Annotated in this window: 20 protein-coding genes; 9 read left to right on the forward strand and 11 right to left on the reverse strand. The window is 75.8% G+C overall.

The features are described from left to right. Positions 1-136: 136 nt before the first annotated feature. Both E5225_RS15050 and E5225_RS15055 read left to right on the forward strand, forming a co-directional pair. Complete coding sequence (locus E5225_RS15050; RefSeq protein ID WP_135973644.1) at positions 137-793, forward strand: histidine phosphatase family protein; 657 nt, start codon at positions 137-139, stop codon at positions 791-793. A 179-nt stretch (positions 794-972) separates the two neighbouring features. Then, entirely contained in the window at positions 973-1,992 is a 1,020-nt protein-coding gene (locus E5225_RS15055) for an alpha/beta hydrolase (RefSeq protein ID WP_166435963.1), read from the forward strand. Positions 1,993-1,999: 7 nt separating this feature from the next. Here the strand turns inward: E5225_RS15055 and E5225_RS15060 are convergent, their stop codons facing one another. Beyond that, positions 2,000-2,980 (reverse strand): cation diffusion facilitator family transporter, encoded by a 981-nt coding sequence (locus E5225_RS15060; protein WP_135973646.1) that lies wholly within the window; start codon positions 2,978-2,980, stop codon positions 2,000-2,002. 187 nt (positions 2,981-3,167) lie between these two features. On the opposite strand from E5225_RS15060, the gene E5225_RS15065 reads away from it, so the two are divergent. From E5225_RS15065 to E5225_RS15075, 3 genes are read left to right on the forward strand one after another with little or no spacing between them, the layout of a single operon-like run. Then, positions 3,168-3,959, forward strand: a complete 792-nt coding sequence (locus tag E5225_RS15065) for a VOC family protein (protein ID WP_135973647.1) — start codon at positions 3,168-3,170, stop codon at positions 3,957-3,959. Positions 3,960-4,016: 57 nt separating this feature from the next. Next, a complete protein-coding gene (gene trmB / locus E5225_RS15070) occupies positions 4,017-4,751 on the forward strand; it encodes a tRNA (guanosine(46)-N7)-methyltransferase TrmB (protein WP_208012547.1) in 735 nt (244 codons plus the stop codon). Then, entirely contained in the window at positions 4,748-5,536 is a 789-nt protein-coding gene (locus E5225_RS15075; RefSeq protein WP_136225500.1) for a LysR family transcriptional regulator substrate-binding protein, read from the forward strand. The genes trmB and E5225_RS15075 overlap by 4 nt, the downstream gene beginning before the upstream one ends. A 100-nt stretch (positions 5,537-5,636) precedes the next feature. Here E5225_RS15075 and E5225_RS17790 read toward each other — a convergent pair whose 3' ends face one another. Both E5225_RS17790 and E5225_RS15090 read right to left on the reverse strand, forming a co-directional pair. Then, a complete protein-coding gene (locus tag E5225_RS17790; protein ID WP_208012527.1) occupies positions 5,637-6,680 on the reverse strand; it encodes a hypothetical protein in 1,044 nt (347 codons plus the stop codon). A 245-nt stretch (positions 6,681-6,925) separates the two neighbouring features. Continuing rightward, entirely contained in the window at positions 6,926-9,406 is a 2,481-nt protein-coding gene (locus E5225_RS15090; protein ID WP_135973334.1) for a glycogen/starch/alpha-glucan phosphorylase, read from the reverse strand. Positions 9,407-9,639: 233 nt separating this feature from the next. On the opposite strand from E5225_RS15090, the gene E5225_RS15095 reads away from it, so the two are divergent. Genes E5225_RS15095 through E5225_RS15105 form a run of 3 tightly spaced genes read left to right on the forward strand, consistent with a single transcriptional unit; the run spans position 9,640 to position 11,913 of the window. Beyond that, positions 9,640-11,016, forward strand: a complete 1,377-nt coding sequence (locus E5225_RS15095; RefSeq protein WP_135973333.1) for an MFS transporter — start codon at positions 9,640-9,642, stop codon at positions 11,014-11,016. Between the two features lie 31 nt (positions 11,017-11,047). Then, on the forward strand, positions 11,048-11,542 hold the full coding sequence (locus E5225_RS15100; protein WP_243738200.1) for a fluoride efflux transporter FluC: 495 nt from the start codon (positions 11,048-11,050) through the stop codon (positions 11,540-11,542). Then, positions 11,539-11,913 carry a fluoride efflux transporter FluC gene (locus E5225_RS15105; RefSeq protein WP_135973332.1) on the forward strand — a complete coding sequence of 125 codons (375 nt, stop codon included), beginning with the start codon at positions 11,539-11,541 and terminating at the stop codon, positions 11,911-11,913. The genes E5225_RS15100 and E5225_RS15105 overlap by 4 nt, the downstream gene beginning before the upstream one ends. Before the next feature lie 60 nt (positions 11,914-11,973). Here E5225_RS15105 and E5225_RS15110 read toward each other — a convergent pair whose 3' ends face one another. The 8 genes from E5225_RS15110 to E5225_RS15145 form a co-directional block, all read right to left on the reverse strand. After that, positions 11,974-12,222 carry a hypothetical protein gene (locus tag E5225_RS15110; protein WP_135973331.1) on the reverse strand — a complete coding sequence of 83 codons (249 nt, stop codon included), beginning with the start codon at positions 12,220-12,222 and terminating at the stop codon, positions 11,974-11,976. Between the two features lie 91 nt (positions 12,223-12,313). Then, positions 12,314-13,117 (reverse strand): ABC transporter permease, encoded by an 804-nt coding sequence (locus tag E5225_RS15115; RefSeq protein ID WP_135973330.1) that lies wholly within the window; start codon positions 13,115-13,117, stop codon positions 12,314-12,316. Further along, positions 13,114-14,142, reverse strand: coding sequence for an ATP-binding cassette domain-containing protein (locus E5225_RS15120; protein ID WP_135973329.1), 1,029 nt, complete (start codon positions 14,140-14,142; stop codon positions 13,114-13,116). The genes E5225_RS15115 and E5225_RS15120 overlap by 4 nt, the downstream gene beginning before the upstream one ends. Positions 14,143-14,361: 219 nt before the next feature. Beyond that, positions 14,362-15,495, reverse strand: a complete 1,134-nt coding sequence (locus tag E5225_RS15125; RefSeq protein WP_135973328.1) for an iron-containing alcohol dehydrogenase — start codon at positions 15,493-15,495, stop codon at positions 14,362-14,364. Positions 15,496-15,536: 41 nt separating this feature from the next. Beyond that, on the reverse strand, positions 15,537-16,958 hold the full coding sequence (gene chrA, locus E5225_RS15130; protein WP_243738199.1) for a chromate efflux transporter: 1,422 nt from the start codon (positions 16,956-16,958) through the stop codon (positions 15,537-15,539). A 184-nt stretch (positions 16,959-17,142) separates the two neighbouring features. Further along, entirely contained in the window at positions 17,143-17,547 is a 405-nt protein-coding gene (locus E5225_RS15135; protein WP_135973327.1) for a VOC family protein, read from the reverse strand. A 176-nt stretch (positions 17,548-17,723) separates the two neighbouring features. Continuing rightward, entirely contained in the window at positions 17,724-18,182 is a 459-nt protein-coding gene (locus tag E5225_RS15140) for an ATP-binding protein (RefSeq protein WP_208012526.1), read from the reverse strand. Positions 18,183-18,340: 158 nt separating this feature from the next. After that, on the reverse strand, positions 18,341-19,234 hold the full coding sequence (locus E5225_RS15145; protein WP_135973326.1) for an oxygenase MpaB family protein: 894 nt from the start codon (positions 19,232-19,234) through the stop codon (positions 18,341-18,343). A 95-nt stretch (positions 19,235-19,329) separates the two neighbouring features. On the opposite strand from E5225_RS15145, the gene E5225_RS15150 reads away from it, so the two are divergent. After that, the gene (locus E5225_RS15150) at positions 19,330-20,253 is read left to right on the forward strand and encodes an NADP-dependent oxidoreductase (RefSeq protein WP_135973325.1); all 924 of its coding nucleotides are present in this window, start codon (positions 19,330-19,332) and stop codon (positions 20,251-20,253) included. Positions 20,254-20,262 lie beyond the last annotated feature (9 nt).

Below are 20,262 nucleotides of genomic sequence, written 5' to 3' on the forward strand. Positions count from 1 at the left end.
GGTACGGGACCGTGCCGGCGGGCGGGGGCCGCGTGGGCGCCGCCGTGCGCTCGTCACCGGGCCGTCGCGCCGCCGTCGCCGCGCCGACACCCACCCTGCCTAGCGTCGTCGCGACACCAGGAGAGGAAGGGCACCGATGACCCTCACGCTGACGCTCGTCCGCCACGGCCGCACCCACTTCAACGCGCGACGCATCCTGCAGGGACGCTGCGACTCGCCCCTGACCCGGCCCGGCCGCGAGGGCGTGCGCACGACCGCGCTGCACCTGGCCGGCACCCCCTTCACCGCGGCGTGGGCCTCCCCGTCGGGGCGCGCCGTGACGACCGCCGTCGAGATCCTGCGCCACCACCCCGACCTGCGCCTGCGCACCGACGCGGACCTGCGCGAGTACCACTTCGGCGTCTACGAGCAGAAGCCCGAGTCGACGCTCGACGGCGTCGTCGCGTGGTCGGACCTGGTCGGCGACGTCCTCGCGGGCACCCACCCCGGGCTGCCCGGCGGCGAGCACGCGGCGGAGTTCATGGGCCGCACCCGCCGCGTGTTCCGGCGGATCGCCGCGGACCACCCCGACGGGCACGTGCTGGTCGTCGGGCACGGCCTGGCGCTCGGCGCGTACCTCGCGACGGTCGATCCGGTCGGGCTCGTGCCGCTGCCGAACGCGTCGGTGTCCACGGTGGAGGTCGAGGCCGACGGCACCGCCCGGATCACGCAGCTCGCGCTCGACGTCGCCGGGCAGGGCCACATCGCGGCACGCCCCATGACCCGGCGCACCCCGGTGCCGTCGGTGGCCTGACCGGACGACCGCCGACCCGTCGGCGTCCGGCCGTCGAACCCGGACGTCCTCAGCACGGGGTGGCCGGGACGCTGAGGAACTCCGGGTTCGACCGTCGGGCCGTCCCGACGGCGACCGGCCCGCTTCGGTGGCGGTGCGTCGCGGCGGTGCGACGGCGGGTCCGGTGGCAGCATCGGCGCGTGATCGACGACGCCGTGGGACCGCCCGAGACCGACGACGTGCTGGGGACCGGGTGGGTCTCCCGCACGCTGCCGCTGCGCCCCGACGCGCTGTCCCGGCGCGGCGGGCCCGACCCCGTCGCGACGCTCGTCCACCGCCGCCCCGACGCCACCGGCGACCCGGGCGCGTCCCGCCCGCACACCGCCGTGCTGTACCTGCACGGGTTCGTCGACTACTTCTTCCACCCGCACGTCGCCGACGCCCTGGCCGCGGCCGGGTACGACCTGTGGGCGCTCGACCTGCGCGACTACGGGCGCTCGATCCGCCCCGGCCGGCCGGCCAACGAGATCACGGACCTCGCGACGTACAGCGAGGAGATCGACGCGGCGGTGCGCCTGCTGCGGGCGTCGCACGACCGCCTGGTCGTCATGGCCCACTCCACCGGCGGCCTGACGGCCGCGCTGTGGGCGGACGCGCGCCGCGGCCTCGGGCGGGTGGACGCGCTCGTGCTCAACTCGCCGTGGCTCGACCTGAACGGCACCATGCTGGAGCGGACGGTGCTCACGCGGGCGATCGACATGGTCGGCGGGGTGGCCCCGCGGCTCGTCGTCTCGCGCGTGGGACGGCACTACGGCGAGGCCCTGCACGCGGCGAGCGGCGGCGAGTGGGACTACGACCTCGCGTGGAAGCCGCACCGCTTCAAGGTCCGCGCGGGGCTGGCGCGGACGGTCCGCCGGGGGCACGCGCGCGTCGCGCGCGGGCTGGCGGTCGACTGCCCGGTGCTCGTGCTCGCGTCCGACGCCGCCGGCCCCGACGACCGCTGGCACGAGGCGCTGCTGACCACCGACTCGGTGCTCGACCCGGCGCAGATCGCGGCGCGCGCGCCCCTCCTGGGTCCCGACGTGACGTTCGTGCAGGTGCCCGGCGGCGCGCACGACCTCGCGCTGTCGCGCGCGCCCGCCCGCGAGCGCTACCTGCAGGAGGTGCTGCAGTTCCTCGACGCGCGCGTCGGCGGGCGCCCGCAGGACGCGGACGCCTGACGGGGGCTCAGGCGCCCGCCGGGAGTAGCGCCGGCTCCTCCGGCTCGGACAGGGACAGCACCGCGCCCACCACGCCCGGGCTCGCGCGCACCCGCCCCTCGATGCGCGCCAGCACGTGCGACGCGTCGTCCTCGGCCAGGTTGCCCGAAAGGTCGACGGCCCCCACGAGGAAGACGCGCCGCGCGCCGACGAACTCGATCCGCAGGCTCGTCACGCGCGCCACCTCGGGCATCGCGAGCAGCCACCGCAGCGCCGCGTCACGCAGCGCCGGGTCGACCGCCTCGCCGACGATGAACCGCAGGTTCCGCTGGATGAGCACGATCGCGACCACACCGAGCAGCAGGCCCACGAGGATCGAGCCGACCGCGTCCGGGACGGGCGAGCCGGTGACCTCGTGCGCCGCGATCCCGGCCGCGGCGATCACGATGCCGACGAGCGCGGCTGCGTCCTCGAAGAACACGGCCCGCACCGTCGGGTCCGACGTGCGCAGCACCTGGGTGAACAGCCCGACCCGCTGCCGGCGGGCGTCCGCGCGCGACTGGCGCCACGCCTGGGTGAACGACGCGCCCTCGAGCACGAAGGCGACCGCCAGCACCACGTACGCGACGACGAACGACTCCGCCGGCTCCGGGTCGAGGAGCTCCTGGATGCCGTGCGTCACGGACACGCCCGCGCCCACGCCGAAGAGCCCGATCGCGGCGAACAGCGACCACACGTAGACCTCGCGGCCGTGCCCGAGGGGGTGGGCCGCGTCGGGCGGGCGCTCGCCGCGCCGGTGCGCGATGAGCAGCAGCACCTCGTTGCCCGTGTCCGCCCACGAGTGGGCCGCCTCCGCGAGCATCGACGCGGCTCCCGTCACGACCGCGGCCACGGTCTTCGCGACGGCGACGAGGAGGTTCGCGACGAGGGCGAGGACGACGGTCAGCAGCGACTCGCCGCCGCCGGCGTCACCGTCGCCGTCACCGTTGCCGTTGCCGTCGTCCCACATGCCTCTGGCGTAGCACAGCCCGGCCGCGCGTGCGCCCCCGGCGGGCTCGGCGACACGTGCCGTGGGCCCCGGGACGCCGAGGCCGGGCAGGCGCCCACCCGCTGATGCGGACGGGCGTCCGAGATGGTTGGCTGTGCCCGCCCGGGCGCCGACCGCCCGGAGCGCGACGAGAGGGTGGCAGACCGCGATGACGGTGAACGACAGCCCGTGGCCCGCCGGCGTGCCCGCCTGGGCGGACATCACGGTGCCCGACCTGGCCGCGGCGCAGCGCTTCTACGGCGGCCTGCTCGGGTGGGAGTTCTCGCAGGGGCGACCCGAGACCGGCGGCTACGTCACCGCGTCGGTCGACGGGCGCCGGGTCGCGGGCCTCCTGCCGGCGTCCGACGCGTCGGCGGACGACCCGGCCGCGTGGTGCCTCTACCTGGCGGTGGACGACGTCACCCTCGCCGCGGAGCACGCCGTCGCCGCCGGCGGCCAGCTGATCGCCGGTCCCATGACCGTGCTCGGCCTCGGCGACATCGCCGTGCTGGCCGACCCCGTCGGCGCCGTCTTCGGGCTGTGGCAGTCCGGCACGCACACCGGCTGGGACGTCACCGACGTGCCGGGCGCGTTCGTGTGGGCCGAGCAGATGTCGCAGCACCCCGACGTCTCGCGGCGCTTCTACACCGAGCTGTTCGGCTACGAGCAGACGGACCTGAGCGCCCCCGACTTCACGTACACGTCGCTGGCCGTCGGCGGCTCGCCCGCCGTCGGCGTCGGTGGCTACGGGGCGGGTGTCGGTGCCGACGTGCCCGCGGCGTGGACCTGGTACGTCGCCGTGCCGGACGTCGACGCCGCCGCGCGCCGCGTGCCCGAGGTCGGCGGCAGCGTCGTCAGCGGCCCGGAGGACACCCCGTACGGGCGGCTCGTGCTCGCGCACGGCCCGGCCCGTGAGGTCGTCGCGCTGCTCGAGCAGCCCCCGGCGGACGTCCCCGCCTGACGCGGCCCCCGCCGGGCCCGGCAGCCGGGCGCGGCGGAGCGCCGTAGCCTGGTGCCCGTGCGCCAGGCCGACGAGGACGTGTTCACGCACCGCGCGTCGCGGCCCCACGAGCCCCTGCGCACGTTCCACCCGCGCCGGTCACCCCTCGGGCGGGACCGCACGGACGCGCTCGACCGGCTCTTCCCGCGCTGGGGGTTCTCGGTCGACGACGAGCGGGCCGCGCCGCCGCGCACGCCCGACGGCCTGCTCGACACCGCCGCCCTGTTCGGGCGCACCGCCCCGCTGGTCGTCGAGATCGGCTCCGGCATGGGGGACGCGACCGCCGCGATGGCCGCCGCCGACCCGGGCCGCGACTGGCTCGCCGTCGAGGCGCACCTGCCCGGCGTCGCGGCGCTGCTCGTCCTGCTCGAGCGCGAGGGCCTGACGAACGTGCGGGTCGCGCACGGCGACGCGCTGCGGCTGCTGCGCGCGTCCGTCGCGCCCGGGTCGCTCGACGCCGTGCACGCGTTCTTCCCCGACCCGTGGCCGAAGGCCCGCCACCACAAGCGCCGGCTCGTGCAGAGCGACCACGTCGCGCTCGTGCGGGACCGGCTCCGCGTGGGCGGGACGTTCCACGTGGCGACCGACTGGGCGGAGTACGCGGAGCAGGCCGCCGAGGTGCTCGCGGCGGACCCGGACCTCGACGGGGGCGTCGTGCCGCGGCCCGCGCACCGGCCGGTCACCCGGTTCGAGCAGCGCGGCCTCGACCTCGGCCACGCCGTCACCGACCTGATCGTGCGGCGGGTCCGGTGAGGCTGCTCCTGGTTCCGGGGGTCTCCCCCGACCGGTGGGCGCGCGTGTGGGCGCAGCGCCTGCCCGGCGAGGCGCTGGACGTGGTGCGCGGCACGCCGGGGGACGCGGTCGCCGCGCTGCTCGAGGGCCGCGTGGACGCCGCCGTCCTGCGCCTGCCGCCGGACCCGGCACCGGCCCCGCCCGCACCCGGGCTCCCCGCGGTCACGCCGGCGACCCGCGACGGCTGGGCCGTCGTGCCGCTCTGGGAGGACCGGGCGGTCGTCGTGGTCCCCCGCGAGCACCTGTTGACGGTCGTCGAGGCCGTCGACCTGGCCGACCTGCGCGAGGAGCCGCTGCTGGTCCCGGCCGACGACGTGCTCGGCGCGGAGGCCGCGGTCGGCGCCGACCAGGTCACCGAGGTGCCCGACACGGCGACGGCGCTCGACCTGGTCGCGTCCGGCGCGGGCGTCGTCGTGCTCCCGCACGCGCTGGCGCGCGAGCACGCCGACAAGCGGTTCGCCGTGCGGGAGGTGCCGGAGCTGCCGGGGTCGCCCGTCGTGCTCGTGTGGCACCGCGACGCCGAGCACCCGCTCGTGCAGGAGCTGGTCGGCATCGTCCGCGGGCGCACCGCCGGGAGCTCCCGGGGCGACGGCACTCCCCCGCCGGACGCTCCCGCGCGCACGGGCCGGCCGCGCGACGGTGGCCAGTCGGGCGGCGGTGGCCAGGCGAGCGGGCGCCCGCGCGGAGGCCCGGCCCGCGGCACCCGCCGCGACGGACCGCCGCGGGGCCGGCGCCGCCCCCACTGACCCGCGCCCCGCCGCCGCGAGCACCCCGCACGCAGACCGGCGCCCGGTCGGCCACCGTACGGTGGCCGGCCGGGCGCCGGGTGGTGCGAGGTGCGGAGGGTCAGCGGGCGGTCTGGCGACGTCGCGCCAGGACCAGCGCCCCACCGGCGGCGACGAGCAGGGCCGCCGCGAGGCCGGCCGCCTGCGGGTCCGCGCCGGTGACCGCGAGGGTGCCCGCGCCGGTGCCGGCCGCGAGGACCTCCACGTACTGCCAGCCCAGGAGCGTGCCGTCCGCGCGGTACAGCGCGACGCGGTGCGTCCCGGCGGCGATCCCCGCGGGGACCGTGAGGCGCAGCGTGCCGTCCGCGGCGACCGTGGCGACACCGAGGTCGGTGGGCACCGAGAACAGGTAGGCGTGCAGCACCGCGCCGGCGGGCAGACCGGACAGGACCAGCGTGCCGCCCGGGCCGACGGTCGCCGGGGCGGTGAAGCCGCCCCGCGTGGCCTCCGTCAGCTCGTCAACGGCGGGGCAGGTGCCCGCAGTGACGGTGACGGTCCGGGAGACGAAGTTCCCCACCTCGGGGAACGCCTCCCACTCGCCCAGCTCGCCGAACTCCCCGGCGAGCGGGAACGCGAACACGTCGTACGCGCCCGGCGCGACCGCGACGTCGCCGGCGACACCGGCGTCACCCTCGGCGACGACGTCCTCCTCGTTCAGCCCGAACAGGCTGCTGCCGTTGGTGATGACGAGCCACGCGGTGGACGCGGCCGGCTCGATGACGAGGCGGCCGGTCGGGGCGGCGTTCAGGCCGGTGCACGTCGGCTGGACGACCGTGAGCGCGGGCACCGGCTCGACGGCGGGCGCGGGCTCCTCCGACGGCGTCGGCGTGGGCTCCGTCGTGGGCTCGGCCGTCGGCTCCGTCGTGGGCTCGGCCGTCGGCTCGACGGTCGGCTCCGTCGTGGGCTCGGCGGTCGGCTCCGTCGTGGGCTCGACGGTCGGCTCGACGGTCGGCTCCGTCGTCGGCTCCGTCGTCGGCTCCGCCGTGGCGGTCGCCGTGGGCGTCGGGGACGGCGTCGTGGCGGCCTGCGCGGTGGCGATGCCACCGGTCAGCAGGGCGGAGAGCGCGACGACTGCCGCTGCTCGCCGGAAGGGGGTGGGGGACACGTGGTGCTCCTTCGTAGCCCGCCTCCGGGTACGGAGCGAGCGGATCGCTGGGTGCTGCGCTCGCGACGCTAGGGGCGGCGGCGCACCCCGGGGCAGGGCCGGGCAGGTGACCCGGCCCGCCCACGCCGGACGAACGCGGACGATGCGGGCGCCCCGGACGGGTGAAGTTCTGCGGACGCACCACGGCCCGCCCGCACCCGCGTGAGCGGGGCGGACGGGCCGCGGTACGTCGGGTGGCCGCTGCGCTAGCGCGCGACCACCGGCTGCGAGTGCCAGATCCGGTCGATGTAGTCCCACATCGACCGGTCGGAGGAGAAGAACCCGGACCGCGCGACGTTGAGGATCGCCGACCGCGTCCAGCCCTCGACGTCGCGGTAGGCCACGTCGACGCGCTCCTGGGCGTCGAGGTACGCCTGGAAGTCCGCGAGCGCGAGGAAGCGGTCCTCGGTGAGGAGGTTCGACACGATGGGCTCGAACACGCGCTTGTCGTCGGGCGAGAACGTGCCGGACGCGATGAGGTCGATCGCGCGCCGCAGCGTGGCGTTCTCCTCGTAGTACTTCGACGGGTCGTAGCCGACCGCCTGGATCTCCGCGACCTGGGGCTCGAGCAGCCCGAACAGGAAGAAGTTGTCGTCGCCCACGAGCTCGCGGATCTCGACGTTCGCGCCGTCGTCCGTGCCGATGGTCAGCGCACCGTTGAGGGCGAACTTCATGTTGCCCGTGCCCGACGCCTCCTTGCCGGCGAGCGAGATCTGCTCCGACAGGTCGGCGGCGGGGATGAGCTTCTCGGCGAGCGTCACGTTGTAGTTCGGGGGGAAGACGACCGTGAGCGCACCCTGCACGCGCGGGTCGGCGTTGACGGTCGCCCCGACGTGGTTGATGAGCCCGATGATCTGCTTGGCCATCTTGTAGCCGGGCGCGGCCTTGGCGCCGAACGCGAACACGCGCGGCGGGATCGACGCCGGGTCGAGCTCACCGCTGATGATCCGCTCGTACAGCGACACGATGTGCAGCACCTTGAGCGTCTGGCGCTTGTACTCGTGCAGCCGCTTGACCATGACGTCGAGCATCGCGTCGGTCCGCAGCTCGATGCCGTCGCGCGTCGCGAGCACGCCGGCGAGGCGCTGCTTGTTCGCGAGCTTCACGGCCCGGAACCGCTCACGGAACTCGGCGTCGTCGGCCAGCGGCTCCATCTCGCGCAGCCGCTCCAGGTCGGTGACCCAGCCCGGGCCGATGGCGTCGGTGATGAGGTCGGACAGCGCGGGGTTCGCCAGCCGGACGAACCGTCGCGGGGTGACGCCGTTGGTGACGTTCGTGAACTTGTCCGGCCAGAGCTCGGAGAAGTCGGGCAGCACGTTGTCGCGCAGCAGCTGCGAGTGCAGCGCCGCGACGCCGTTGACCTTGGCGCCGGCGATCGTCGCGAGGAACGCCATGCGCACGGACCGCTCGGGGTGCTCGGCGATGATCGACATGCGGCGCAGGCGCAGCTCGTCGTTCGGGTACGCCTGGCGCACCTGGGCGAGGAACTCGTCGTTGATCCGGTAGATGATCTCGAGGTGCCGCGGCAGCAGGCGGCCGAGCAGCTCGACGGGCCACACCTCGAGGGCCTCGGGCAGCAGCGTGTGGCAGGTGTACGCGAAGCACTTCTGCGTGATGGCCCACGCCTCGTCCCACGCGATCTTCTTCTCGTCGACGAGGATGCGCATGAGCTCGGGCACGCCGATCACCGGGTGGGTGTCGTTGAGCTGGAACATCACGACGTCGGGCAGCCGGTGCAGGTCGAAGTCCGCCGGCAGGCCGTCGAGGAAGTCGCGGATGGAGCACGCCACGAAGAAGTACTGCTGCTGCAGCCGCAGCTCCTTGCCCTGCGGCGTCGAGTCCTCGGGGTAGAGGACCTTGGAGATGTTCTCGGCGAACGTCTGCGCGCGCACGGCCTCGGCGTAGTCGCCGGAGTTGAAGATCTGCAGGTCGAACGCCTTGGTGGCGCGCGCGCTCCACAGCCGCAGCGTGTTGACGCGGCCGTTCTGGTAGCCCGGGACCATGTAGTTGTAGGGCACGCCGAGGACGTCCCACGCCGGCACCCAGCGGCTACGGGTGACGCCGTCGTCGTCGGTGTAGGTCTCGGTGGACCCGCCGAAGTGCACGGTCACCGCGTCCTCGGGGTGCGGGAACTCCCACGGCGCACCCAGCGACAGCCAGGTGTCGGGCTGCTCGACCTGCCAGCCGTCGACGAACGTCTGCCGGAAGATGCCGTACTCGTAGCGGATGCCGTAGCCGATGCACGGCACGCTCATGGTCGCGAGCGAGTCGACGAAGCACGCGGCGAGCCGGCCGAGGCCGCCGTTGCCGAGACCCGGCTCGACCTCCTGCTCGCGCAGCGTCGCCAGGTCGATGCCGAGGGACGTGAGGGCCTCCTCGACGATCTCCGTCAGGTCCGTCGCGATGAGCGCGTTGTCGAGCTGGCGCCCGAGCAGGTACTCGGCGGACAGGTAGGCGACCGTCTTGGCGTGCGCGTCGCGCTGCCGGCGCAGCGTCTCCATCCACCGGGCCATCAGGTACTCGCGCACGGTCCGCGCCAGCGCCAGGTACTGGTCGTTGACGCTCGCGCGGGACAGGGGAACCCCCTGCCCGAAGTTGAGCTCGCGCAGGAACTCCTTGGCGAACCCCTCGACCGAGTGCTGCGGGGCCGTCACGGATACGGTGCCGTTGACGCGGTTCTCAGTCACTTGCGCAACGTTATGCGTCCTGGCCGGGAGAGGCCAGGCCGCCCGTCCCGGGGAGCCCGTCCGGCGAGACTCTCATCCGCGTCTCATCGACGTGGCGCCACCCGCCCGCGGGCGAAACCGCGTGACAGCGCCCGCACCCCGCACCACGCTGGACGGACCACCCGCCCCCCGATGAGTTGGCGCGCGGGAACGGTCTGCACCACGGACACCCTCGTACCCGCGGAGGACGCGCCATGTCTGCCCCCACCTCGTCCGCACCGGAACCGCCGCCCGGGACGCCCGACGCCGCCGGCCCCACCGGGACCGGCGCCGACGCCGCGCGCGACCCCGACGTCGCGCTCGACCAGGCCCCGCTCACGGAGGCCGACCACCCCCGGTGGCGGCGCGACCTCACCCTGTTCCTGGGCGGGCAGACGTCGTCGCTGCTCGGCTCGATGCTGGTGCAGTACGCGATCATGTGGCACCTCACGCTCGAGACGCGCTCGGGCGCCGTGATGGCGGTCTACGCCGTCGTCGGGTTCCTGCCGCAGGCGGTCGTGTCGGTCTTCGGCGGCGTGTGGGCGGACCGGCTGGACCGCAAGAAGCTCATCATCGGGGCCGACGCGACCATCGCCGCGAGCACCCTCGCGCTCGCCCTGCTCATGCTGTCCGGGTACCGCGAGCTGTGGCTCCTGTACCTCGTGGCCGCCATCCGGTCGGCCGGTGCCGGCATCCAGACGCCCGCCGTCTCGTCGCTGCTGCCGCAGATCGTGCCGACCGAGAAGCTCATGCGGGTCAACGGCATCAACCAGACGATCCAGTCCGCGATGATGCTCGTCGCCCCCGCCGTGGCCGCCGCCCTGTACGCGTCGGCCTCGATCGAGGCGATCTTCTTCGTCGACGTCGTCACCGCGCTCATCGGCATCGCGCTGCTGACCCTCGTGCCCGTACCGCGGCTCGTGCGCACCGACCAGGTCGCGGGCGTCCGCGGGTACCTCGCCGACCTCGTCGGCGGCGTCCGGTACGTCGCCACCCACGCGTTCGTGCGGTGGGTGCTGCTGCTGTGGGGCGTCGTGTTCGTGCTCATCGTCGCGCCGTCGTTCCTCACCCCGCTCATGGTCGTGCGCACGTTCGGCGACGAGGTGTGGAAGCTGACCGTCAACGAGCTCGCGTTCAGCGTCGGCATGCTGCTCGGCGGCATCGTGGTCGCCGCGTGGGGCGGCCTGCGGAACCGCATCGCGATGGTCGTCGCCACCACCCTGCTGTTCGCGCTGTTCAACATCGGGCTCGGGCTCTCGACCAACATGTGGGTGTTCTTCGCCTTCATGTTCCTCATCGGCCTGGGCGTGCCGTTCTTCTCGACGCCGACCATGACCGTGCTGCAGGAGAAGGTCGAGCCCGAGCGGCAGGGCCGCGTCTTCGGGTTCGTCGGCATCGTCATGGCCGTCGCGATGCCGCTCGGCATGTCGGTGTTCGGGCCGCTCGCCGACCGGTACAGCGTCGAGTCGCTGCTCGTCGCGGCGGGCGTCGCGCTGCTGCTGGTCGTGCTCGTCGCGGTCGGGCTGCCGTCCGGGCGGCGCGCGATGGCGGAGGCGGACGCCGACGCGCCGGCGCAGGAGGCGCGCGTCTGACCTCCCCGCCGCGGGGTGAGAGGGTGACCGCGTGCGCGCGCCGACCGGACCGACGTCGGGCCGTCCGCCGCACCTGCGGCCCGGCCTCGTGGCGCTGGTCGCGGCCGGCGGCGCGGTCGGCACGCTCGCGCGGCAGGGCCTGGGCGGCGCCCTCGGCGGCGGTGCCGGGTGGCCGGTCGCGACGACCGTGGAGAACCTCGTCGGCGCCCTCGCGCTCGGCCTCCTGCTCGGCGCGCTCGGCCGCGGCGCCGAGTCGCCGCGGGCGCGCGCGGTGCGCCTCGCGGTCGGCACCGGCGTGCTGGGCGGGTTCACGACGTTCAGCACGCTCGCGATCGAGGTGCAACGGCTCGGGGCTGACGGCCACGTGCTGCTGGGAGCGGCGTACGGGCTGGTCAGCGTCGCGGCGGGGTGGGCGGTGGCGCTCGTCGGCGTGGTGGCGGGCGGGCGCGCACGACGCGGTGCACCGGACGAGGACCGCGTCCCGGACCCGCCCCGGGCAGCCGTCGAGGGCCGGGGGCGCACGTGACCGTGCTGCTCCTCGCCCTCGCCGGCGGCCTCGGCGCCGCCGCACGGTTCGTCGTCGACGGGCTCGTGCGGGCGCGCACCCGCACGCCGTTCGCGTGGGGCACGTTCGTCGTCAACGTCTGCGGCTCGCTGCTGCTCGGCGTGCTGGTGGGTGCGGGCGCCGCCGGGCTGCTCGCACCCGTGGCGCTGCTCGTCGCCGGGACCGGGTTCTGCGGCGGCTTCACGACGTTCTCGACGGCGATGGTCGACTCCGTGCGGCTGGCTCAGGACGGTGACGTGCGGGGTGCTGCCCTGAGCGCGCTCGGCTCGCTGGTGGTCTGCGTCGCGGCCGCGGCGGCGGGGGTGGGACTGGTCCGGGCGGTCACGGGCTGACGTCACCGGCCCCGGGTCGGCGGTGGCGCCGGGCTGCCGCGACCGCCGCGTGCCGTCCGGTCAGCCGGTCGGCTCGTCCTCGACGGGGGTCGCGCCCGTGGCCTCGGCGGTCGCCCGGTCCACCAGGTACACGCGGCCGCTCGCGTCGCGGACGCGGACGAACTCGGCCCGCAGGGCCGACTCGCGCTGGACCTCCGCCTCGTTCGCACGGCGGCCCCGGCGGTGGGGGTGCGCGACGGACGCGGGGCCCAGCAGGTACCGCGCCAGCCAGTCCGTCATGTCGAACCGCTGACCGCGTTCGCGCGGCATGGCGACCCCCGGGGTTGCGAGTGGTGGTGCGCCCATCATCCCGCACGCCGTCGGGCCTCCGAGCGCCGAGCCGGGGGGCGGCCCGCCGACGTCAGCGCGACGTCCGCCGGTACCGCCCGATCGCGAGCGGTGCGAAGACGACGAGGATCACGACGACGCAGATCAGCGTGTACAGGGCGGGGTTCTGCATCGACCAGGCGTCGGGGACCGGCGCCGCCGGGTTGGTGTTGCCGAACAGCTCGCGGCACGCCTGCGTGAGCGTCGACACCGGGTTCCACTCGACGAACACGCGCAGCGCCGACGGGAACGACTCGAGCGGCACGAAGGCGTTGGAGACGAACGTCAGCGGCATGATGACGATGAACGACGCGTTGTTGATGACCTCGACGCTCGGCACGAGCACGCCGACCAGCGCCATGATCCAGCTCACGGCGTACGCGAACACCAGCAGCAGCCCGAACGCCGCGGCGGCGTCGAGGAGCGACCCGCGCACCCGCCACCCGACCAGCAGGCCGGTGAGCGCCATGATGAGCAGCGAGAGCACGTTGTAGACGACGTCCGACAGCGTGCGCCCCGCCAGCACGGCGGACTGCGACATGGGCAGCGAGCGGAAGCGGTCGATGATGCCCTTCTGCATGTCCTCCGCGATGCCCGCCCCGGTGAACGTGGCACCGAAGACGACCGTCTGGGCGAAGATCCCGGGGATGAGGAACTCCCGGTAGCTGACGCCGTCGCCGGGGTCGATCGCCCCGCCGAAGACGTACGCGAAGAGCAGCACGAACATGATCGGCGAGATCAGCACCGCGACGAGGATCTCGGGCACGCGCACGATCTTCAGCAGGTTGCGCTTGGCGACGACCTGCGTGTCGGTGAACGTCCGGGTCAGCGTGGTCACCGGGCCACCTCCCCGGTCGCGTCGGGGCGCGCGGGCACGAGGTCGCGCTCCTCGTCGGGCGGCCCGCCGGCCGGGGGCGCGTCGGCGTCCTCCGCCGTGCGGCCGGTCAGCGTGAGGAACACGTCGTCGAGCGTGGGGCGCCGCAGGCCCACGTCGAGGACCCGGACGCCGTCCGCCTCGAGCCGGTCGAGGACCCGCCGCAGCGACCGCGCGCCGTCCTGCACCGCGACCGAGAGGCTGCGCTCGGTGGCACCGTCGTGCACGTCGTCCCCCACCGCCGCGAGCGCGGCCCGCGCAGCCGCCCGGTCGGCCGTGTCGGCCACGACCAGCTCGACCCGCTGGCCGCCCACCTGCGCCTTCAGCGCGTCGGCGGTGCCGTGCGCGATGGCGCGGCCGTGGTCGACCACGACGATGTCGTCGGCGAGGCGGTCCGCCTCCTCGAGGTACTGCGTGGTGAGCAGCACGGTCGTGCCGGTGCGGACCAGACCCGCGATGACGTCCCACATCTGGAGCCGGCTGCGCGGGTCGAGGCCGGTCGTCGGCTCGTCGAGCACCACGACGCGCGGCGTGGCGACGAGCGCGCACGCGAGGTCGAGGCGACGGCGCATGCCGCCCGAGTACGTCTTCGCGGGGCGGTTGCCGGCGTCCGACAGGTCGAACCCCTCGAGCAGCTCCCGCGCCCGGTCGACCGCGCGACGCCGGCGGAAGCCGTAGAGGCGGCCGATCATCTCCAGGTTCTCCGCACCGGTGAGGTTCTCGTCGACCGCGGCCGACTGCCCCGACAGCCCGATGCGCCGGCGCACCTCCTCCGGCTCGCGCAGGACGTCGGCTCCCGCGACCGTCGCCGTGCCCTCGTCGGGGCGCAGCAGCGTCGTGAGGATGCGCACCGCCGTCGTCTTGCCCGCCCCGTTCGGGCCGAGCAGGGCGAGCACCGTCCCCTCGGGGACCGCGAGGTCGAGGCCGCGCAGCGCCTCCACCCGGCCGTACCGCTTCACCAGCCCGTGGGCCTCGATCGTCGTCGTCATGCCCCGCTCCCGTCTCCGCCGTCCCCGGGACCGACCGACCGTGCACGCGGAACTCATCCGGGTCGCCGGGCCGCACCGCGCCCCGCGCCGTCCCGGACCGGCGCGCGATCCCCGGGCGCTCGGTGCCCGGTTCGTCCTGGTCCGTCCACCATGCTGCACCCGACCACCGACAGGACGGCAGGGGTGTGCGGGCAGGGCCGTGCGCCGGGCCGGCGGGGGTCAGAGCGACGTGCGGAGCACGTCCTCCATCTCGTCGCCGGTCAGCACGACGGGGTTGCCGCGCGTGCTCGACGCGGCGAGCGCGTCCCGGGCGACGTGCGCCACGTCGCCGTCCTCGAGCCCCAGCGCCGCCAGCCCGCGCACGCCCAGCGCCGCCACGGTGTCCCGCAGCCACGCGACGCCGTCCTCCGGGCGGGCGCCCGGCCGTCCGGTGAGCACGGCCGCCGCCTCCGCGTACCGGCGCAGGCCCTCGCCGTCGGGGTCGCCGCGCCGCAGGGCCCGCACGTTCGCGGCGGTCGTGGCAGCGAGCACGGCCGCGCACACCTCGCCGTGCGGGGCGCCCAGGCGTCCGCCGAGCGCCGCCGCGAGCCCGTGCACCGCCCCGAGGCGCGCGTTCGCCAGGGCCATCCCGGACATCAGCGCCGCGAGGCTGAGGTCGGTGCGCGCGTCGAGGTCGTCGCCGTGGGCGTGGGCACGCAGCAGGCTGCGCCCGGCGCGGCGCAGGCCCTCGCGGGCGAGCGGATCGGTCAGCGGGGTGGCCTGCGGCGTGGTGAACGCCTCCAGGCACTGGGTGAGCGCGTCGGCGCCGGACGACGCCGTGACCGCCGGCGGGCAGCCGACCGTGAGCACGGGGTCGACGACCGCGACGGCGGGCAGCAGGGTGGGACCGCGCAGGCTCGCCTTGACGCGCCGCTCCGGCACGCGCACGGGCGCGTTCGCGGTCACCTCGGCGCCCGTGCCCGCCGTCGTCGGCACGGCCACGACCGGCAGCGCGGCTGCGGGCAGCGGCAGCCCGCGGCCGACGACCTCCAGGTGGTCGAGGACGTCGCCGTCGGAGAGCGCGAGCGCCGCCACGGCCTTCGCGGTGTCGACGACCGACCCGCCGCCCCACCCGACCACGACGTCGGGGCGCAGCTCCCGGGCGCGGGCGACGACCGCCCGCACGTCCTCGACCGTGGGCTCGCCCCGGTGCCGCCAGACGTCGACGTCCCCGGCGCCCGCGAGCGCCTCGACGTCGGCCGATCCGCCGGCCACCACGAGCACGCCCGGGCCGAACGACGCGAGCAGCCCCGCCACGCCGTCCGCCGCCCCGGCGCCGACCACGAGCCGCCCGGCCGTCGCGAACGTGAACATGCCCCGACCCTAGGTGCGGTCGGCGCCGAGCCGAAGACGCGTCAGTGCAGCCCGGGCACCAGCGCGCTCAGCAGCCCCAGCGCCGCGCAGACGCCGAGCGTGCGCAGCACCGACCAGCGCAGCCGGAGCACGAGCACGCCGGCGACGAGCGCGATGACCACCGGCACGGGCTGCACCGACCCGAGGTCCGGCACCTCGAGCCGGAACGGCCCCCACCGCTGCACGGCCGTGGACGCGAACAGCGTGTGCAGCGCGAAGTACAGCGCGAGGTTCGCGATCACGCCCACGACGGCGGCGGTGATCCCCGTCAGTGCCGCGCCCAGCGACCGGTTGCCGCGCAGCCGCTCGACGTACGGCGCACCGAGGAAGATGAACAGGAAGCTCGGGACGAACGTGACCCACGTGGTCAGCAGCGCGCCGAGCACGGCGGCCACCCACGGGTCGAGGCCGCCGGGGTCGCGGTAGGCGCCGACGAACGCCACGAACTGCACGACCATGATGAGCGGCCCGGGCGTCGTCTCCGCGAGCGCGAGCCCCCGCACCATCTCGCCGGGCGCGAGCCAGCCGTAGACCTCCACGGCACGCTGCGCGACGAACGCGAGCACCGCGTACGCCCCGCCGAACGTGACGAGCGCGGTCCCGGAGAAGAACAGCCCCTGGTCGGCGAGGACCGAGGACCGCCCGAGCAGCAGCAGCACCGCCGCCACCGGTGCGAGCCACACCACGACGCCGACCCCCAGCACCAGCGCCGCGCGCCGGCCCGACGGCCGGGCGCCGTGCAGGGCGTCGTCCGGGATGACGGGCGGCGGCCCGTCGTCCGTGCCGCCGTGCCCGGCGCGCTCGACGAGCAGGCGCGGCGCCCACCGGTGCAGCGCCCAGCCGACCGCCCCCGCGCCCAGCACCACGAGCGGGAACGGCAGGCCCAGCAGCGTCAGCGCCACGAACGCGGTGACGGCGAGCACCACGAGGGCCGGGCTCGTCAGCGCGCGCGAGCCGACGCGGTGCACGGCCTGCACGACGATCGCGATGACGGCCGGCGCGAGCCCCGCGAACAGCGCCGTCACGGCCGTGGTCTCCCCGAACGCCACGTACACCGCCGAGAGCGCGAGCAGCGCGACGACCCCGGGCAGCACGAACAGGGTCCCGGCGACGAGCCCGCCGCGGAACCCGTTGAGCAGCCACCCCGTGTACACCGCGAGCTGCTGCGCCTCCGGACCGGGCAGGAGCATGCAGTAGTTCAGCGCGTGCAGGAACCGGCGCTGCCCGATCCACCGCCTCTCGTCCACGAGGGTGCGCTGCATGACGGCGATCTGGCCGGCGGGACCGCCGAACGTCTGCAGCGAGATGGCGAACCAGGCGCGCACGGCCGTGCCGAACGGCACGAGGTCGCGCACGGGCGCCCCGCCGCCCGTGGGCCCGGCGACGGGCACGGACGGGCCGTCGGTGCGGTCGGCGCTCGGCACGGCGGCAGGGCACCACGGCACCGGAGGGCGTGTCCAGCACCGTCCGCGCTGCGGTCGCGGCCCGTCGGCGGGGTGTCGGTGGGGCCGCCTACCGTCGTCCCCGGGAGGGCGCGATCCCCTGACCCGGCGCCGGCGGCCGCTCGCCCCCGGCCGGCTCGCCACCGGGCCGGGAGCGAGCACGCGGTCACCGTGCCGTCGCGCCGCGCGCCTGCACCTCGAGCCAGTGGGGGTTCTCCATGAGGCCGAGCAGGTTGCCGAACGGGTCGACGACGACCGCCGTCCGGAAGCCCTCGCCACGCTCCGTCACCGGCTCGCGCGGCGTCGCGCCGAGCGAGAGCACGCGCGCGAGGGCCGCCTCGAGGTCGTCGACGTGCCACTGCACGACCGCCCCACCGGGCTCGCCCAGCGCGTTCGGCGGCGCGTACGCCGCGTCGATGAGGCCCAGCTCGTCCTCGTGGTCGCCGACGCGCCACTCGTGGTACCCGGGCACCCGGAAGTACGGCTCGAGCCCGAGCAGCTCGGTGTACCAGGCGGACGCCGCCTCGTGGTCCTCGGCGTAGATGGAGATCGTCGCCACTCCGCGCAGCATGGCTGCCCCTCTCGTCGCGGCGGTCCCACCGACCGCCCGACCACCACTGTGCTGCGAGTACCGGTCAGATGCTGTCCTCCACCGAACCTCCGCCCGGCGGTCACGGCGGCCGGGTCACCGACGACGCGTGCCGGTGCGCAGGGCGACACGCGGGCACGTGCCCACGGCGCCGGAGGTCAGGCGGTCTGCGCCTCGAGGACCGCCCACACGTGCTTGGTCGTCGTGTCGGCGTACCAGCCCACGTCCTGCGAGAGCCGGCGTGCGATGCGCAGGCCGAACCCGCCCATGCCGACCGCGCGCTCGCCGGCGATCGCGGGCGTGCCGCGCACGTCGTGGTCGGCCACGTCGAGGAGCAGCAGCGACCCGCTGCGGCTCAGCGTGACGATCGTCGGGGGGATGCCGTGCAGGAGGGCGTTCGTGGCGAGCTCGCTCGCGATGAGGAGCATGCGCTCGCCCACCGGGTCCAGGCGTGACGGGTCGCCGCCGGTCTCGGCCGAGAGCTCGCGACGCAGGCGGGAGAGCTCCGCCGTGGTGTCGAGGGTCCACGTGCGGACGTGCTCGAACCCCTCCGGCGGGAGCGCCGTGCGCAGCCCCTGGTCCCGCTCCGACGGGCCGTCGGTCGGCTGCTCGCTCACAAGGCTCCTCGAGGTCGGGCGGCGTGCCGTCTCACGCGCGCACCCACCGTAGGCGGCGGGGGACGCGGACGCGCGGCGAGCCACGCGGGCGCGTCGACGGGCGCACCGCGACGCGGCGGCGGCTGGCCGGACCGGCCAGGACGTCCTCCGCGCGCCGGTCAGGCGGTGCCGGACGCCGCCGGGACGCCCACCGTCTGCTGACCCGCGAGGAGCCACCGGACCGTGCGCGTCGCCTGCCGGCCCGCCCAGTGGGCCGCCGTCCCCCGCGCGCGCCCGACGGTGCCCAGGCCGAGCTGCTCGGCCGCCCACGGCGGCAGGCTCGCGACCGCCGCCTGCGACAGCGCCGAGTACCCGAGCCGCAGCGGGGCCGGCACGGGCGGCTCGCGCAGCAGGAAGTGCGCGGCGTCCAGGGCGGCCGGGGTCGGTCGCAGGACGGGACGGTAGGAGTCGAGCGCCGCCTCGAGCTCGGCCACGGTCTCCGGCACGTCGACGGCGCCGAGCGCGCGGCCGATGCGCGCGGCCTGCGCGACGTACTCGTCGGCGCGCCCGGGCGTCAGCGGGTGCGTGCCGTGCCGGCGGTGCGCGTCGAGGAAGCTCTCGATCTCGGCGACGTGCACCCACCGCAGCAGGTCGGGGTCGTCGGCGGCGTACGCGACGCCGTCGGCCGTGACCCCGCGGACGCGCCCGTGGATGGTGCGCACCGCGTCGACGGCGCCCTGCGCGTCCTCGGCGGTGCCGAAGACCGTCACCGCGAGGAACGTGCTGGTGCGCGACAGGCGACCCCACGGGTCGGCGCGGTAGCCGGAGTGCTCCGCCACGGCGGCCATCGCGGCGGGGTGCAGCGACTGCAGCAGCAGGGAGCGCAGGCCGCCCACGAACATCGACGCGTCGCCGTGGACCTCGCGGATCGCCGCGTCGGGGGCGAACCAGCGCGGGCCGGGACGGTGGTGGATGCGGTGCCGGCTGCGCTCGCCGTGGGGTCCCGCGACCCGCAGGAAGAGCGCGGTGCCGGCGCGGGCGCGCCACCGGCGCACCGGGTCGACGAGGGTCATGCGCCCACGCTGCGCGACGGTGCCTGAGCGGCCGCTGAGACGCGCGCCGCACCGACGCGGGGAAGAGGTGCGCGCCGGACCTGGTTGCGACCGGTATGCGCGCCATCACCTACGCCACGTACGGCGGTCCCGACGTCCTCGAGCTCACCGAGCAGCCGACCCCCAAGGTCGGGCCGGACAGCGTCCTCGTCCGCGTGCGGGCCACCTCCGTGAACCCGGTCGACTGGAAGGTCCGCGCGGGCTACCTCGACCCCCTCATGGACGTGACGTTCCCCGTGGTGCCGGGCTGGGACGTCGCGGGCGTCGTCGAGCAGGCGGGCCTGGACACCCCCGAGCTGCGGGTCGGCGACGAGGTGTACGGGTACGTGCGCAAGGACTGGGTGCAGGGCGGCACGTTCGCCGAGCTCGTCGCCGCCCCGGTCCGCACGCTGGCCCGCAAGCCGGCGGCGTGGTCGTTCGAGGAGGCCGCCGCGGTACCGCTCGCCGGCCTCTCCGCCTACCAGAGCATCGAGCGCACGGGCCTGCGCGCGGGCCAGACCGTGCTCGTGCACGCCGCCGCCGGCGGCGTGGGGCAGTTCGCGGTGCAGATCGCCCGGGCCCGCGGCGCGCGGGTCATCGGCACGGCGTCCGAGCGCAACCACGACCACCTGCGGGCGCTCGGGGCCGAGCCGGTCGTCTACGGGGAGGGCCTCGCCGACCGCGTGCGCGCGCTCGCCCCCGCCGGTATCGACGTCGTCCTCGACTACGGCTCGGACGACCTCGTGCCGACGACGCGCGCGGTGCTCGCCGACGGCGGGACGGTCGCCTCGATCGTCGACGCCGCCGCGCGCGACGAGCTCGGCGGGCACTACGTGTGGGTGCGCCCCAGCACGGCGGACCTCGACGCGCTGAGCGCGCTCGCGGAGGCCGGGCAGCTGCGCGTCGACGTCGCGCAGGTGTTCGACCTCGCGGACGCGGCCGCCGCGCACGAGGCCAGCGCGAGCGGGCACGTGCGCGGCAAGGTCGTCGTCCGCGTCTGACGCGGCCTC

The sequence above is a fragment of the Cellulomonas shaoxiangyii genome (genome assembly GCF_004798685.1).
GTDB lineage: Bacteria > Actinomycetota > Actinomycetes > Actinomycetales > Cellulomonadaceae > Cellulomonas > Cellulomonas shaoxiangyii.

What these genes read in the sequence shown, in the direction of transcription:
- E5225_RS15050 (WP_135973644.1), top strand. Translation starts at nt 137, where the DNA reads ATGACCCTCACGCTGACGCTCGTCCGCCACGGCCGCACCCACTTCAAC.
- E5225_RS15060 (WP_135973646.1), bottom strand. Translation starts at nt 2,980, where the DNA reads ATGTGGGACGACGGCAACGGCAACGGTGACGGCGACGGTGACGCCGGC.
- E5225_RS15065 (WP_135973647.1), top strand. Translation starts at nt 3,168, where the DNA reads ATGACGGTGAACGACAGCCCGTGGCCCGCCGGCGTGCCCGCCTGGGCG.
- E5225_RS15095 (WP_135973333.1), top strand. Translation starts at nt 9,640, where the DNA reads ATGTCTGCCCCCACCTCGTCCGCACCGGAACCGCCGCCCGGGACGCCC.
- E5225_RS15110 (WP_135973331.1), bottom strand. Translation starts at nt 12,222, where the DNA reads ATGCCGCGCGAACGCGGTCAGCGGTTCGACATGACGGACTGGCTGGCG.
- E5225_RS15120 (WP_135973329.1), bottom strand. Translation starts at nt 14,142, where the DNA reads ATGACGACGACGATCGAGGCCCACGGGCTGGTGAAGCGGTACGGCCGG.
- E5225_RS15125 (WP_135973328.1), bottom strand. Translation starts at nt 15,495, where the DNA reads ATGTTCACGTTCGCGACGGCCGGGCGGCTCGTGGTCGGCGCCGGGGCG.
- E5225_RS15135 (WP_135973327.1), bottom strand. Translation starts at nt 17,547, where the DNA reads ATGCTGCGCGGAGTGGCGACGATCTCCATCTACGCCGAGGACCACGAG.
- E5225_RS15145 (WP_135973326.1), bottom strand. Translation starts at nt 19,234, where the DNA reads ATGACCCTCGTCGACCCGGTGCGCCGGTGGCGCGCCCGCGCCGGCACC.
- E5225_RS15150 (WP_135973325.1), top strand. Translation starts at nt 19,330, where the DNA reads ATGCGCGCCATCACCTACGCCACGTACGGCGGTCCCGACGTCCTCGAG.